The organism is Aliidiomarina indica, assembly GCF_015354615.1.
GTDB lineage: Bacteria > Pseudomonadota > Gammaproteobacteria > Enterobacterales > Alteromonadaceae > Aliidiomarina > Aliidiomarina indica.
Genome location: NZ_JACAVQ010000001.1, coordinates 867,068 through 880,889, shown reverse-complemented (window position 1 = coordinate 880,889; position 13,822 = coordinate 867,068). Strand labels below are relative to the sequence as shown.

18 protein-coding genes are annotated in these 13,822 nt (G+C 47.2%); 12 read left to right on the top strand and 6 right to left on the bottom strand.

The window, feature by feature from the left end; all coding sequences use genetic code 11:
* Nucleotides 1-123: 123 nt before the first annotated feature.
* The 6 genes from HXZ99_RS04050 (at nucleotide 124) to HXZ99_RS04025 (ending at nucleotide 5,025) form a co-directional block, all read left to right on the top strand.
* Nucleotides 124-1,254 carry a sensor histidine kinase gene (locus HXZ99_RS04050; protein ID WP_194755970.1) on the top strand — a complete coding sequence of 377 codons (1,131 nt, stop codon included), beginning with the start codon at nucleotides 124-126 and terminating at the stop codon, nucleotides 1,252-1,254.
* Nucleotides 1,251-1,922, top strand: coding sequence for a response regulator (locus HXZ99_RS04045; RefSeq protein ID WP_194755969.1), 672 nt, complete (start codon nucleotides 1,251-1,253; stop codon nucleotides 1,920-1,922). The genes HXZ99_RS04050 and HXZ99_RS04045 overlap by 4 nt, the downstream gene beginning before the upstream one ends.
* A 106-nt stretch (nucleotides 1,923-2,028) precedes the next feature.
* Nucleotides 2,029-2,991 (top strand): calcium/sodium antiporter, encoded by a 963-nt coding sequence (locus HXZ99_RS04040; protein ID WP_194755968.1) that lies wholly within the window; start codon nucleotides 2,029-2,031, stop codon nucleotides 2,989-2,991.
* Nucleotides 2,992-3,037: 46 nt separating this feature from the next.
* Nucleotides 3,038-4,075, top strand: a complete 1,038-nt coding sequence (locus HXZ99_RS04035) for an NAD(P)-dependent alcohol dehydrogenase (RefSeq protein WP_194755967.1) — start codon at nucleotides 3,038-3,040, stop codon at nucleotides 4,073-4,075.
* Between the two features lie 104 nt (nucleotides 4,076-4,179).
* The gene (locus HXZ99_RS04030; protein ID WP_194755966.1) at nucleotides 4,180-4,566 is read left to right on the top strand and encodes a nuclear transport factor 2 family protein; all 387 of its coding nucleotides are present in this window, start codon (nucleotides 4,180-4,182) and stop codon (nucleotides 4,564-4,566) included.
* Between the two features lie 117 nt (nucleotides 4,567-4,683).
* The gene (locus HXZ99_RS04025; protein WP_194755965.1) at nucleotides 4,684-5,025 is read left to right on the top strand and encodes a hypothetical protein; all 342 of its coding nucleotides are present in this window, start codon (nucleotides 4,684-4,686) and stop codon (nucleotides 5,023-5,025) included.
* Between the two features lie 152 nt (nucleotides 5,026-5,177).
* Here the strand turns inward: HXZ99_RS04025 and HXZ99_RS04020 are convergent, their stop codons facing one another.
* On the bottom strand, nucleotides 5,178-5,576 hold the full coding sequence (locus HXZ99_RS04020; protein WP_194755964.1) for a DUF1761 domain-containing protein: 399 nt from the start codon (nucleotides 5,574-5,576) through the stop codon (nucleotides 5,178-5,180).
* A 108-nt stretch (nucleotides 5,577-5,684) separates the two neighbouring features.
* Here HXZ99_RS04020 and HXZ99_RS04015 point away from each other — a divergent pair, with 108 nt between their 5' ends.
* Nucleotides 5,685-6,131, top strand: a complete 447-nt coding sequence (locus HXZ99_RS04015) for a hypothetical protein (RefSeq protein WP_194755963.1) — start codon at nucleotides 5,685-5,687, stop codon at nucleotides 6,129-6,131.
* A 539-nt stretch (nucleotides 6,132-6,670) separates the two neighbouring features.
* Here the strand turns inward: HXZ99_RS04015 and HXZ99_RS04010 are convergent.
* The 3 genes from HXZ99_RS04010 to HXZ99_RS04000 all read right to left on the bottom strand — a co-directional run bounded on the left by HXZ99_RS04010 (nucleotide 6,671) and on the right by HXZ99_RS04000 (nucleotide 8,537).
* Nucleotides 6,671-7,207 carry a YaeQ family protein gene (locus HXZ99_RS04010; RefSeq protein ID WP_194755962.1) on the bottom strand — a complete coding sequence of 179 codons (537 nt, stop codon included), beginning with the start codon at nucleotides 7,205-7,207 and terminating at the stop codon, nucleotides 6,671-6,673.
* Nucleotides 7,208-7,211: 4 nt separating this feature from the next.
* On the bottom strand, nucleotides 7,212-8,075 hold the full coding sequence (locus HXZ99_RS04005) for a diguanylate cyclase domain-containing protein (protein WP_194755961.1): 864 nt from the start codon (nucleotides 8,073-8,075) through the stop codon (nucleotides 7,212-7,214).
* A 162-nt stretch (nucleotides 8,076-8,237) separates the two neighbouring features.
* On the bottom strand, nucleotides 8,238-8,537 hold the full coding sequence (locus tag HXZ99_RS04000) for a hypothetical protein (protein WP_228517536.1): 300 nt from the start codon (nucleotides 8,535-8,537) through the stop codon (nucleotides 8,238-8,240).
* 333 nt (nucleotides 8,538-8,870) lie between these two features.
* Between HXZ99_RS04000 and HXZ99_RS03995 the strand changes: the two genes are divergently transcribed.
* Complete coding sequence (locus HXZ99_RS03995) at nucleotides 8,871-9,317, top strand: hypothetical protein (protein ID WP_194755960.1); 447 nt, start codon at nucleotides 8,871-8,873, stop codon at nucleotides 9,315-9,317.
* A gap of 83 nt (nucleotides 9,318-9,400) precedes the next feature.
* On the opposite strand, the gene HXZ99_RS03990 is transcribed toward HXZ99_RS03995, so the two are convergent.
* Complete coding sequence (locus HXZ99_RS03990; RefSeq protein ID WP_194755959.1) at nucleotides 9,401-10,792, bottom strand: sensor domain-containing diguanylate cyclase; 1,392 nt, start codon at nucleotides 10,790-10,792, stop codon at nucleotides 9,401-9,403.
* Nucleotides 10,793-11,093: 301 nt separating this feature from the next.
* On the opposite strand from HXZ99_RS03990, the gene HXZ99_RS03985 reads away from it, so the two are divergent.
* The 3 genes from HXZ99_RS03985 to HXZ99_RS03975 all read left to right on the top strand — a co-directional run bounded on the left by HXZ99_RS03985 (nucleotide 11,094) and on the right by HXZ99_RS03975 (nucleotide 12,549).
* Entirely contained in the window at nucleotides 11,094-11,495 is a 402-nt protein-coding gene (locus HXZ99_RS03985; protein WP_194755958.1) for a hypothetical protein, read from the top strand.
* Between the two features lie 24 nt (nucleotides 11,496-11,519).
* Nucleotides 11,520-11,951: a hypothetical protein gene (locus HXZ99_RS03980; protein WP_194755957.1), complete on the top strand. Its 432-nt coding sequence runs from the start codon at nucleotides 11,520-11,522 to the stop codon at nucleotides 11,949-11,951.
* A 130-nt stretch (nucleotides 11,952-12,081) separates the two neighbouring features.
* Nucleotides 12,082-12,549 carry an energy transducer TonB gene (locus HXZ99_RS03975; RefSeq protein WP_194755956.1) on the top strand — a complete coding sequence of 156 codons (468 nt, stop codon included), beginning with the start codon at nucleotides 12,082-12,084 and terminating at the stop codon, nucleotides 12,547-12,549.
* A gap of 2 nt (nucleotides 12,550-12,551) precedes the next feature.
* Here the strand turns inward: HXZ99_RS03975 and HXZ99_RS03970 are convergent, their stop codons facing one another.
* A complete protein-coding gene (locus tag HXZ99_RS03970; RefSeq protein ID WP_228517534.1) occupies nucleotides 12,552-12,941 on the bottom strand; it encodes a MerR family transcriptional regulator in 390 nt (129 codons plus the stop codon).
* Between the two features lie 75 nt (nucleotides 12,942-13,016).
* Between HXZ99_RS03970 and HXZ99_RS03965 the strand changes: the two genes are divergently transcribed.
* Complete coding sequence (locus tag HXZ99_RS03965) at nucleotides 13,017-13,769, top strand: glutaredoxin (protein ID WP_194755954.1); 753 nt, start codon at nucleotides 13,017-13,019, stop codon at nucleotides 13,767-13,769.
* The last annotated feature ends 53 nt before the right edge of the window (nucleotides 13,770-13,822 follow it).

Below are 13,822 nucleotides of genomic sequence, written 5' to 3'. Positions count from 1 at the left end.
AAAACAGTGTAAGGAGTCACGATCTCGGTTTGTGACTTCTGACCTATTGCTCATCACTTGAAGTGCGGGCACTATTTAATTCGTGTCGAGGTTTCTCATTCGCAATTCAGGAATTCATGTGTAATGACCCAACAAGAAAGTCGGTTGAATCCCAAAACTGAATTTTTCGCAGGCTTTATTACGTGGGCGCTAGTCAGCGGGTTTGCCGTGTACTTTGGCGGTGTGTTTCATGGATTCTTAAGTTGGCAGTTGTTACTTGTTAGTCTGTGTGCGTTGGTATTTATACTGCTGTTCACGGGCTTAGAGAAATGGGAAAGAGGGCGCGAGCTGCCCTACGTGGCTTATGTTTCTCAGTGGTTGTGCGCGGCCATTATTCTTATGCTTGTGCCATTCTACTTCACCGCTATCTTATTGGTGATTCTGGCTGCAGAATTAGCTGCAAGGCTGCGTTTGGGTGTGTGTATTGCACTGTTGCCTGTACTTGCCTTGCCACTGTGGTTTGCTATTGCCATTGTTTGGGAAAACAACTGGGGAAGTGCTTTTGCAACCACCCTCCTGTTTTCCACCTTTAATCTCTTTGCCATGTTAATGATGCATCGAGCCATCTCTGAGGAAAATGCGCGCAGAGATCTTGCTGCAGTGCACGCGCAATTATTAACTAATCAAAATCTATTACTGGCCGCTACTCAGCAAACGGAACGTTTGAATATTGCCCGTGAGTTGCATGATGTTTTAGGCCATCATCTTACGGCACTGAGTCTTCAGTTGCAGATTGCGGAACGCAAGGTTGGAGATAAGCCTGGAGGCCAAGCGGTAAATCAAGCGCAGCAGTTGGCGAAACAACTACTCAGTGACGTGCGACAGGTGGTGAGCGATATACGTGATAATGGCGCTCTGGATGTAGGTGTTTTGGCTCACGAGCTGTGCGATAATTTCCCATTAAAACGTATTACATTAACCGTCGAGCCGGAAGTCCAAACAGATTCGGTGGCAAAGGCAGAAACACTACTCGCTGTGATTCGGGAGGTTCTTACCAATGCTGCCCGTCATAGTCCTGATCACCCGCTAACGATTGTGATGCGGCGTTCGGGTTCGTGGTTTGAGGTGTACACGCATCAGCCAGGGGTAAAGTTACCTTTGCTCCCCGAGGGGAATGGGCTGCGAGGTATGCGTGAGCGGCTTGAAGAACAGGGCGGTGAATTATATCTGTCAACGGAAAAAGGGCTCGAGCTTTCGGCGAAGGTTCCCGTATGAACGAACCGTTGAAAGTATTTCTCGTCGATGACCAGTGGCTCGTGCGTCGTGGCATCGTTGAGCTGTTAGAGATGACGGGTTCCGTTGAAGTTCTAGGAGAGGCTGAAGATGGTCAGCTGGCGCTAGAGTGGTTGGCAGGCGCTGAAGTGTTACCTGAGGTTTTGTTGGTAGATATTCGCATGCCGCGGATGTCCGGTGTGGAGCTAGTTCAGGCGGTGGGGCACAGCTATCCTCAAATCGCTTGTCTGGTTCTTACAACCTTTGATGATTATCGCTTGGTACTGGAATGTATGCAGGCCGGCGCACGGGGTTATTTACTGAAAGATGTTCCGATCGAAACGCTCGTCGTGGCCATCAAGCAAGTGGCAGAAGGTAAAGTTTGGCTGCAGCCGGGTGTTACCGATAGTCTGTTACGTGCGTTTAATCCAAAACAGGACGTAGATTCTGCGTATAAATCGGTGCCCAATCTTACCGAGCGTGAAACGCAAATTCTTCATCTAATTGCTGCTGGCATGAGTAACAAAGAGATTGCCGACGCAACCTTTCGCTCGGAAGGAACAATTAAAAACCAAGTGTCGACCTTGATTGCTAAGTTGGGCACACGAGATAGAACCCAAGCTGTTCTTAAAGCCATTGAGTGGGGCTTGATAGAGCGAAAAGGCTCATAACAATCATCGAAGACGTTCAAGATAGAGGGAGAGTTACTGCTGTGAAATTCATTCAATATTTTCTGGGCACTATGTGCGTATCACGGAAAATTCGGGTGGCTACTTCATGTTGAACGTGTTGTTTGTTGTTATCGGGATAGTGCTTCTCACCACTGGCGGTGAGGCCTTAATTCGCGGCTCTTTGGCAGCGGCAAATCGACTGAGAATATCGCCCTTGCTAAGTGGCTTGTTAATCGTCGGTTTCGGCACCTCCGCGCCGGAGCTGGTGGTGTCTATTGATGCTGCTCTGAGTCAGCGACCAGACATCGCTGTTGGTAACGTGGTGGGGAGTAATATTGGCAATAATTTGCTGATTCTCGGGTTATGCGCAGTGATCACGCCGCTAGCGGTCAAACCACTTGTGCTGCGCCGCGACGGGGTGACTGCTGTTGCGGCGTGTATTTTGTTTCTTATTCTCGTTGGCGGGGATGCTTTGGTAAGGTCTGATGCCGCCATATTCCTGTTGGCGCTAGCGGCGTATCTATTCTGGGCCTACTTTACCGAACGTTCTGGAAACGCACCTTCTGCAACCTTACATATTGCTGAGGGAGAGGAAGTTACAACCTTACCAAAAACTGCGGTCTGGATAGTCATGGCTGTTGTTTTCGGTTTAGCGCTCTTGATCATTGGTTCACAAGTTCTTTTAAAAGGAGCTGTGGGGATCGCCGAAGCCTTTGGTGTTTCAGAAGCTGTCATCGGTTTAACCCTCGTTGCAGTTGGCACGTCACTGCCCGAACTTTCGATATCCGTCATTGCGGCGTTCCGCCGACACGCCGATGTGGCGATTGGTAATATTCTAGGCAGTAACATTTTTAATCTTCTCGGAATACTCGGAATCTCAGCGCTACTGCAACCGTTGCCGGTCCATGAGCGGATTTTACAGTTTGATCAATGGGTCATGTTGGGAACATCGTTAATTTTGCTATTCTTCTTGTACACGGGTAGCCGCTTAAGCAGAATTGAGGGTGGATTGCTTCTGCTCGGCTATGCGGTATACGTGAGTTTTAGCTTCTTGATGTTTAACACCTAAAGTAAGTGGTTTTCCCACCAATCGACCATGGGCAACGAGTAACGCGATGACTCAGATGCGCGCAGTTCTGCAAAACCAATACGGCGAGCCTGAAAAAGTGCTATCCGTCGCCGATGTGGCTATTCCCACCCCGAAACCAGATGAGGTGCTCGTACGTGTTCGCGCCGCGTCAGTGCATCCCGATGTATGGCACGTTGTTACCGGCTATCCGCGCGTGTTGCGTTTGATGGGGGCAGGGCTGCGCAAACCCAAGCAACCAATTCCCGGCATAGATATGGCAGGAGAAGTAGTGTCTCTGGGGTCTGCTGTTACTCACTTCTCGGTTGGCGATGCCGTGTTTGGAGAAACTCACCGTGAGATACAATGGGTTAACGGGGGCGCTTTTGCTGAGTATGTTTGTGTACCCGAAGATGTTCTCGCTCACAAACCTGAAAATGTTACCTTTGAGCAAGCGGCCTCTGTGCCCACTGCCGGCATGATTTTTTTAAATAATCTTAAAAATTATATATGGAACAAGCCCGGTCAGCGCATAGTAATTAATGGCGCTGCTGGCGGTGTCGGCAGTATCGCGCTGCAAATTGCAAAAGCTCAGGGTGCCTATGTGATAGGTATTGATCACACCAGCAAAATTGAATTTATGCGTTCGCTAGGCGCGGACTATGTGCTCGATTACACATGCGACAACCTAACACACATCCATAAACCGGTTGACCTCATTATTGATATCGCTTCAACCCTTTCTGTAACCCGCTGTAAACCCATATTACAACCACAAGGCAAGTATGTGATGATTGGTCACGATCATTATGGTAAGCAGGGGAATAACCTATTGGGTGGTATACCTAAATTTTTTGCAGGGATGCTGCGAGGGGTTTTTGACCACCATTTACCTAAGCCATCTTTAGACACTCTGCAAAAACGCGATGCAATGACAACCCTTGCGAGTATGCTTGCGAACGGCACTTTAGCCCCCGTAATCGCAAGAACATTCTCTTTATCGGAAGTGCCGCTGGCGCTGACGTTCCTACAAACAGAGCAAGTGAACGGACGCATCGTGATAGTGCCTAGCCGCCACAGAGAGTGACCTACTGCACAGGCAAATTGACCCTCCATTGATGCTTTACTATCGTTAAGGTGCGCTTGAGGCGCACAGCAAGCGAATTTCTCATCGGCAACAGGGCAATAATAATGAGCAATTATAAGGATATTATTCGAGACATGTATGCGGCATTCGCGCAGGGCGATGTGCCGTCAGTTTTAGGAGTGCTTGCACCCGATGTACATTGGATTGAGGCTGAAGGCGGGCCGCAGGGTGGCACATATGTAGGGCCGCAAGCGGTGCTCGAAAACGTGTTTATGAAGCTAGGCACTGATTGGGAGATTTTTGAGGCTGTTCCTGCGGAAATCATCGCTGATCAAAATACGGTTGTTGCTCTCGGTGAATATAGCGGAACCCATCATGCAACAGGGAAGAGCTTCAAGGCACCTTTTGCCCACGTTTGGAAGTTTCGTGATGGAAAAGCAATATTCTTTCAGCAATACACGGACACCCTCGTCATGCAGCGTGCCACGTGAAGACGTGTATGGTTTGCGCTAGCGTTATTTGTGCCAACCAATTATTCTGAAGGGTAAGACTGCGATTTGTGCTCGCGAGAACAGCGGTGAGTAGGTAGACAAGCGATAGAGATTGCCATGACTACAGAAGAGTTTTATTTAGTTCTACTCGATATTAACTCGGGATTTACGCCTGTAAGAATTGAATCCGATGAGTGGGTTTCTCGGGAGCTTATCTCGCAGTTAATTGCGGACGGTTACGTTAGCGCTAAGAGGCAGGCACCCGATAACTCGGTTTTTATAAATTTATCGCTGACGGAGCGCGGCAAGAGGAAATTAGCTGAGCTTAAACGCATGAATCCTCGTATGGCATGGACCGCTCGTTTAAAACCATCTAAAAAAGACATTAAGGGTTTCATATATGGATTTCTATCGTTGGCTGTCGTCGATGGTTTTTTTAGACTTTTATGGGGCAATTGATAATTTTCCCCTGCCACACTTGGCAAAAGGCAAAGCATAAAAGGAATGGGTATGCTGGTTGTTGATAAGCTGAAATTCTTCGCCAAGCGCCTGCGCGAGCGGTTATGGGTAAACCGCTCGTTTCTCTGAAGCAAAATGAGCTTATACCGCCGTTAACCCCAGGCGCCTAAAATAAGCCCCATGATGGTGAGTGAAATCGTCCAGAAACCGCCAGTAATGAGCACATATCGCCAACTGCGTTGCTCATAAAGGCTATTCACAGCAATAGCAAAAAACACCCAACCAAAGCCTGACAGGAAACCATAAAGAGCACCCTGTGCCGCGCCAATGTCTGGATGGTTTAATGACATGCCCAAGAAGCTTGCAATAAATAGGTTAAAGATAAAGGCTAAGCTAAATATTTTAAGCATGTTGCCTCGCTCTAGTTGTTCTTCAGTGAAGCCCAACTCTCGCATCCATAATTTACCGAAAAGCAGTGAAAACCAGATCCCACCAAGTATAAAGTTTGAAGCTGCCGCTAGCAGTACCGCCCACCAATTTGGAAATTCCATCGTTGTGTTCCTTATAAGAATTGTTATATTTTGCGTGTACGCGCAGGTTGATTATGTACATAATTTTAGAAAATGCTACTTTGGCGCTTTCACAAAAAGGAATACAGCATGGGTAAGCAAGTACGCAATGTCATTGCCGTTTTAGTGGGCGTAGTGCTAGGCGCTTTTGTCAATTCCATGATTATTGCATTTGGGCCCGGCGTAATCCCCCCTCCAGAAGGGGTCGACATGAGTACCGCTGAAGGCTTGGCTGCCGCCATGCCTTTGCTTGAACCGCGCCACTTTATTATGCCGTTTCTTGCCCATGCACTCGGCACTTTGGTGGGTGTAACTATCGCTTATTTAGTTGCCGCATCGGCGAAACAATACATCGGATATGGGATTGGCGTGTTCTTCTTACTTGGGGGTATCGTCGCCAGTGTGATGATCCCAGCGCCGCTGTGGTTTATCGTGCTTGATTTGGTATTTGCCTATCTACCGATGGCTTGGTTAGGTGTTCACATCGGTAAGCGTATCAACTTAAATCTTCGCCAACATCGTGATGCAAATAACTAAACCGATTGACGTCAAATGCCCCAGATGTGGCGCGCTTGCTCGATTCGAAGAGCCATTTGAGTTTCGTTCTGCGCGTCATTCCTCTGCTGAGGAATCGAGACCGGCGCATCATTGGGGGAGTTGGCTAGTAGTTGAGCGCTTCCCAACCCATTTCTCATGGCAAGCGCCTGCGAACTCATCCCAGTTTATACGTGATGGCGGCACTCAAGGCGGAGAGGGATATCCGCTTCTTAGCTATGGCCTCATTCGATGTGGTAGCTGCCATTATCATGGTAAACACCAATTAAAATGGCCTCATGATGCCTATTGGCAGTGGGAAATCCGAGGAGCATTATTGTGGGCTTGGGATCGAGAGCATGCGCAAAGCATTCTTGAGCATATTCAACAAACACACAGGCCCGCGCGAACCGAACCTTACTTAAAATACATACCATCACATTTTCTCAGTGCAAAAGTACGCGATTTAGTTGTACAAAAAATGCAGCGCAGCTTGTGATTTTTCGAGTGCATCAAGAGCGGTGATGAACCTTATAAATTGCTTATTCGCCCAGTAGTCGGTGCAAAGGGACTTCTGTTTGTATTTCACCATCACTCACGAATAAAACACCATCGCTTATCATTAAGCCCCAGTGCATATTGCGGTTGATAGTATTGGCAAGCATAGCGTGCTCTGCTTCTGGGATGGCGAGAATAGAGACATTCTTTAAATGATTTACCTTGGGAACGGTTTTATCAGCCCAAACCCGTGTGTTGCCATAAACAAGCACGGACAGCTGTGGCGCGCGGCGACTCGCCTTAACGATACGTTCATGATCCGGTTGGCCGACATCAATCCAGTGTTCAATTTCCCCAGATAAACTTATTTGCCATAGTGCCGCTTCATCGGAATCGGAAAGACCACGACCGAAAGCTAAATGCTCATGATAAAAGAGGCCGAAAGCGAGGATTCGGGCAACTAAGCGCAGAGGGGTTTCTGAAGGATGTCGCGCTACGGTAACTTTGACACTTTCGTACACACCGCGATCAACATCGGAAATATCTAAACTTACTTTGTAAGGGGTTGCTTGCAGAGCCATATAACTACCTTGTGGCCGACCTTCGGCGTTTGATCTCATACATTTGGGTATCAGCGTGACTCAATAGCGTGTCTGCATCTTCACCATCTTGCGGATATCGAGCTACGCCAATACTACATGAAGGCATGGCTATCCCGTCGAATTCATGAGTAAGGGGCTCAGCAAGGCTCTCGCTTAGTTGAGCAACAACATGGCGTAATGCCTCATCGGATGGAATATCGGTAAGTAGAACGGTGAATTCATCACCACCCATGCGGGCAACAGTATCTGTTTTGCGCAAACAGCTTTCTAAACGGCGAGCGATCGCGCAAAGCACGCGATCTCCGCTGGCATGGCCGTATTTATCATTGATCATTTTAAAATCATTAACATCGATAAACAGCAGTGCCACACTGCTCTTATGGCGCCGCGCCGCACTTAGTGCGATGTCCAGCCGATCGTTAAATAATGAACGATTTGTTAGTCCTGTGAGTGGATCGTGGTGGGCCAAGAAGCGAAGCTCTGCCTCCGCTTGTTGCAGCGCCGTCACATCCCGGGCCACCCCAATACGAACGCCTTCTTCTTCATACCAACGCGCAGACCAGAGAATATATACCACGCCGCCGTCTTTACGGATGTAGCGATTGCGAAAATTCACATGAGACTGGCCACTCATTACTCGTCGAATTGAATCGTGTGTGGCAGGTAAATCTTCGGGATGCATATAGTTAGTAATGTGCGTACCAATAAGCTCTTCGGCAGTGTAACCCAGTAAATTTTCGCAGGCGTGACTCGCAAATACAATTTGATTGTCACTATCGACCACAAATATGGTGTCGAGCATTAAATGGATAAGCTTAGGGTAGAGCTTTTGCAGGTCGATGGGCATAGGCCTGAGTGTTCCATTGCTACAAATTGCATTTAGCCCATTGAAAATGGAGGCGATGGCGTCGCCTCCTTGGGTTCAGCGGGTAATACGCTTGAGATAAATCAGTGTAGCCTTGTGAGGGGGCGAGGTCTAGCCCAAAAAGCTTTACCTTTATTAACCTCGTTAACTGCCCCAAGTGGTAAAAATGCCCACCGCGAGTTCCGCCCAGAGATAGACAAATAACACCAGAAAGCCAACGCCAATAAAGCCCCAGTGTTTACGTGGTAACCGCCGTGCAACAAGAATAAATACGCTTGCGGTAACGAAAATAAGACTCCCCATAACGATAAAGTCGGTGAGATCCCAGTTAACTTCGTGAGTGATTTGCATAGCAACGAGCGGAATGAGTAACAATAAACCGGTTGCCAGAGCAATCCAGCCGAAGACACGATTACTTAGAATGATGGAATGTATGTTGTTCATGAAGTTAGCCTCGAATGAGCCTAGCATGTTTACTATGCGGGAGCATACGAGCGGTGAGATTCCGCTGTCATCTGCCAACGCCGCGCCTTTTTTTATAGCGAAGATTCGACCATCTTTATGATTTATTGTTCCGTTTAGAGATGGCCCAAAACACAATGCCTAGGGCTACAAATGTAAGAACAGTCCCCAAAAACGCGGCAAGGTGAGCGGTTAATTCCACAGCTAAAAATACAACGCTGCAGATAAAAATACGAGACCAAGCGATTGTTTTTAATTTTTTTTTTGCTACGTTGGGTTTGGCATGAAGCCATAAATAACTTAAAAGGAATTTCTATGAGATTAATCACACTGTTTTCAGGATTAGCGTTAGCCCTCGTATGCACCGTTGTATCTGCTGAAATAAGACCCGGGGATATTGTTATTCAGTCGAATGAAGGCACTATTCAGGAACTAAGTAAAAAAGGACTCATATTACCTGAAGCTGTCTCACGATTTCAGGAGTTGGGTTTTACACTCTCGGACCGAGTTACTGTCGCGATGAAGCGCAACGCAGAAGTATTAAGTGCTGATTTGCAACGACATTCTGTATTGAACATTGATCCTAGTTCTCCTCAAGACGGTGATACGCGAACCTATAAAGGAGAGCGTACGGAGGGAAGGTATATCTATGAATATACAACATCTTATATTTACGTTGTTGACGAAAATGGCTTCGGGCAGTGGATTGTGCTGGAACAGAGCAAGCGATTGATCGGTACGATCACCGAAGATCCACAATAACGGCTATGCATGAATACATACGTTGTGTGGAGTCACGTTGGTCGTTAAAAGTACCTTGTGTTGATAGTATTTGGATAGTAACGCTAATCAATTACCACTTTGTTGCGGCCTAACTCTTTTGCTTTGTACATACGGTGATCGGCTATTTTGTATAAAGCATCATAGTCGTCACCATCGATTCCGTACTCAGACATTCCGAAGCTTACGGTAAGCTCAATTTTGATAGCCTCGATAACAAAGTACTCGTTCTCAATAATTTGCCGCAACCTTTCTGCCAGAATAACTCCGTCATTGAGTGCGGTGTCCGGAAGGATAATCGCGAATTCCTCACCACCAATACGCCCCAATATATCACTTGGGCGCAAATTTTCCTGCACCATGTCAGCAAAGGCAACAAGCACTTCGTCACCAATGCTGTGGCCATACTGATCATTGATTTTCTTAAAATGGTCAAGGTCTAGGGCTACGAAGGTAAGCGGTGACCCGGAACGCTGAGCGCGCGCTATTTCGGTGCGGGCACTACTCTCAAATCCTCGACGATTTTTGCACTTGGTAAGAGAATCCGTTTCCGCAATCACTTCAAGCGCCTCATGGGCCCTTTGTAACTTCAGCAAGGCATCGTCGGCGCGTTCTTTTTCTTCTCGCAACTGCTCAAAGAGCTCAGCTTGGCTATACACTTTAGAAAAAGAACCTGTTGTTAGAAACCCTTGGATAACGCTGTAACTGAGCGCCATAAAGCCGACTGCGAAAATTGCATGGGCAAGCCACCATTGGTGATTCCATGCACTTCCTAACATAAATGAGATAGAAGATTGCGCGAAAAACACAACAGCAATCGCATATACCGTCATTAAGGGAGAGCGAATACGCCGGAAGATGATGATCAAGGCGCAACTTAACATCACGCACATGGCCGCAAACTCCATCAGCCAGCGCGAAACGATTGCCCATTGGCTAAATGCTAATAGTGATACGAAAATGCTAATCAACCCAAATACAGCAATGGCGGCCCACCAAAAGCTGTTGTTTTTTAGAACTTTAGTTGATTCGTCGTCGCGACTATAGAATAAAAGGCCGATGAGCAAACAGATTGCCATGACCAAACGAGAAGCAGGGCCAAACAGAATAAACAGCATCATGTGGTCGCTTGAGAGGCGGGTAAACACACCATGCCAACCATAGATGAGCGTGAAACCCAAGAAACCAAGGGTTAGCCAGCAAAGAAAAAGCTCTTTAGTTCGTTGGTAACAAAAGTAAGTCACGTAAGCGATGAGGGCTCCCTGCAATAAGGATACCGCTATGGCGAATTCGTGAAAAGCGTGACTTTCAAACAACAGAGTGGGGTTTTGAAAAAAATGGACATAAGCAATTGCAAATAGGGGAACCACTGCAAGCGTGACGAGCAGAATCACCGCATACCCTTTACTTAAGGAACGGACAAGGCGTTCGGACTCCGGTGATCTAGAAAATGCCATAATTGTTTTTTATCCCTAGAAGAGTCCAAGTTGCCGATATTGCGCAAGAGCGAGTTTGCAGTATGCAACAAGAATGACTGAAAGAACCGACTTTAGCCAGTGTATCTGCTCATTTACACCAATCTATTCAGGGGGGAGAAATGCTTGTCGCTTCCGGATGAGTTATGCACGTCGGTGTCTTTAGGTGGTTGCGCTTCGCTACCCAAAGCGGCTGAGTAAAACGCATTGGTTTTGGAAAATTTAGCAATGTGCTAATCAATGCCTATAGTAAGTAGGTATTATCACTCACTAGGACGCCATTATGCTCATATTAGTTGCAACTGTATTGATTCTGCTGGCCGCGGTGATTACCGCTTTATCGTTGTGGGGTGTTTTATCGCCCATGGTTGTGGTCGCGTTTGTGCGATCTTTTATGCATCGCCCAGTGGCGATATGGGTGGCAATTGGAATTCGATTGCTATTAGCGGTGCTATTGTGGTTGGCCGCCCCAGCATCTTATACGCCTTTCTTATTTATGCTATTGGCCGTTATCGCGCTAGGCGCCGCTATCGTATTAGCTGTCGCTGGATCGGATCGAGTTTCTAAGATCATCGACCATGTGTCAGTTTGGCCGCAGCAACGGATTCGCTTTCTGTGTTTATTTGGCGTGGCGTTTGGACTATTTGTTATTTGGTCGTTGTCGCCAGTTTGGACAGCATACTAAAAAGCGCTAAACGAGGAATTTTGCATGAAATACTTAATATTCATCGTTTTTGTGGTGCTTTATTCTGGAAAGGCGGTGGCCTGTTCCTGTGCTTTTCATGACGGAACACTCGAAGAAGCGGTAATGGATTCCTATCACGGTGCTGCCGCGGTTGTTTTAGCCACCGCAGAGCGGGTTGAACAATTCAACCGACGGGAGAATAACGAACGTCAGAAAACGCATTTTGTCACCAAACAAACCTGGAAAGGTGATCATGGTCCGAGATTTAAGACAGACATTGTGACTGCATGCTGTTTATGCGGATACGCTTTTAGCGAAGGGCAAACATACCTTTTGTATTTATATGGCCCCAACGAAGACGGATATTTCAGCACCAATATTTGCTCTCGCACCAAGATTGCGAGCGACGAAATTGACAAGGAGTTAGAAATTCTCGATTTGATCCATCAAAAATAAAAGTAGACTTGGTTAAGATCCTTGACCTTTTAGTTAAGTCTAAGAAAAGGTGGGGGGTTGAGTTTTTAAAATAGCCATTAGACACGCGCCTACAGCCTTTGGTCGTAGGAAAAACAAGGAAGATATAACAATGAAAATGTATTTAAGCGTGGCTGCGCTCGCAGCACTGGTCATAGCTGGTTGCACATCAACAGAACCAACGGATAGCTCTTATGCGGATGTGCCGCTCTCGCAAGGCGAACTGCAAAAGGATAAGTGGAGCGATCTGATTCGATTTTCGCCTCGCTACCCAGAGCAAGCAGTGATGCAATCATCCGAGGGATGCGCCACCATTGAATATGTGATTACCCCAGATAATACGATACATGATCTACATGTAGTGACTGCAACCAACCGGCTGTTTGGGGTTTCAGCCTCAAATGTTGTCCATAACTGGAATTGGTCTGATTTACCGCAAGGCATTATTAGTGAGCCGGTAAAAACGCAAACACGGTTTGAGTTCTGCTTTGATAGAGCGGATCAGCCGTGCACTGAGATCCAGCCCGTGCATGCATGTCCTGGCGACGACGTTATTTACTCGCGCGGAATGCGTATGTAGCTCTACTGTGGATGGCCGATAAAAGAGGCAATAATAGGGCAGGGTTGTTCGCGGCTGTGTTCACAGTCGTGGGCGAGCTTTTCTAATGCTGCTCGCGCCGATTGTAGCTGCGCAATCTGCTCATCAATGGCGGTGAGACGCGTTAACGCGAGTTCCCGTGCCTGATGATGGTGTTGTGACGCATCCATGGTAAGCAACTTTTTAATTTCTTTCAGCGTAAAGCCAGCGGCTTGCGCGCTTTTGATAAATAGCACCCGCTGTAGGTGCGTTTCGTTATATCGACGCACTTTTCCAGCGGATTCGGGAACCTCCAACAAGCCTTTGCGTTGATAAAATCGAAGGGTTTCGACGCCAACGCATGCATTTGCTGCTAACTTTCCAATAGTAAACATGAATCCCTCTTGACTCCGTACCATGGTACGTAGTTTACGCTTCTTTCGGTTAGGTTCAACTCAAGGAGATAAAACATGGCAAAAAACACCAAGCGTGCGGTGCTGTACCGTATGATGACCCCAAAGCATCAATGTCCTTATGGTTTGAAAACGTTGCATTTATTGCGGCAGTCGGGCTTTGAAGTTGAGGATAACCATCTCACATCTCGCGAGGAAATTGACGCGTTCAAGCAAAAGCACGATGTAAACACTACGCCGCAGGTGTTTATTGATGACGAGCGTATTGGTGGCTATGAAGCCGTGCGCAAGCACCTAGGCAAGCCGGTGCGTGATCCCGATGCGACTAGCTATCGGCCGGTTGCTGTTTTATTTGCGATGACAGCATTAAGCGCGTTTGCATTAAATAAAGGATTCAATGGTACCTGGGTATCAGTGCAGGCCGTTGAGTGGTTTATCGCTTTGTCTATGGTGGTTTTGGCGTTACTCAAACTGCAAGACATCGAAAGCTTCTCAACCATGTTTCTAAACTATGATTTAGTGGCCAAACGATGGGTTCCCTATAGCTATGTGTATCCATACGCAGAAGGCCTAGCGGGTGTGCTTATGGTTGGAGGTTTAATGAACTGGCTTTCAATACCTCTCGCTTTGTTCATCGGTACGGTCGGGGCAGCTTCGGTCTTCAAAGCGGTTTATATTGATAAACGTGAACTCAAATGTGCCTGTGTTGGTGGCGGTAACAACGTCCCCCTTGGTTTTATTTCGCTGACCGAGAATCTCATGATGATCGGTATGGGGCTTTGGATGTGGTACGCCCACGGCTGGTTTTAATTAACAGGGACAACCGGTTATTTTGGTCTTTTAGAAATGATCGGTTGACTTCC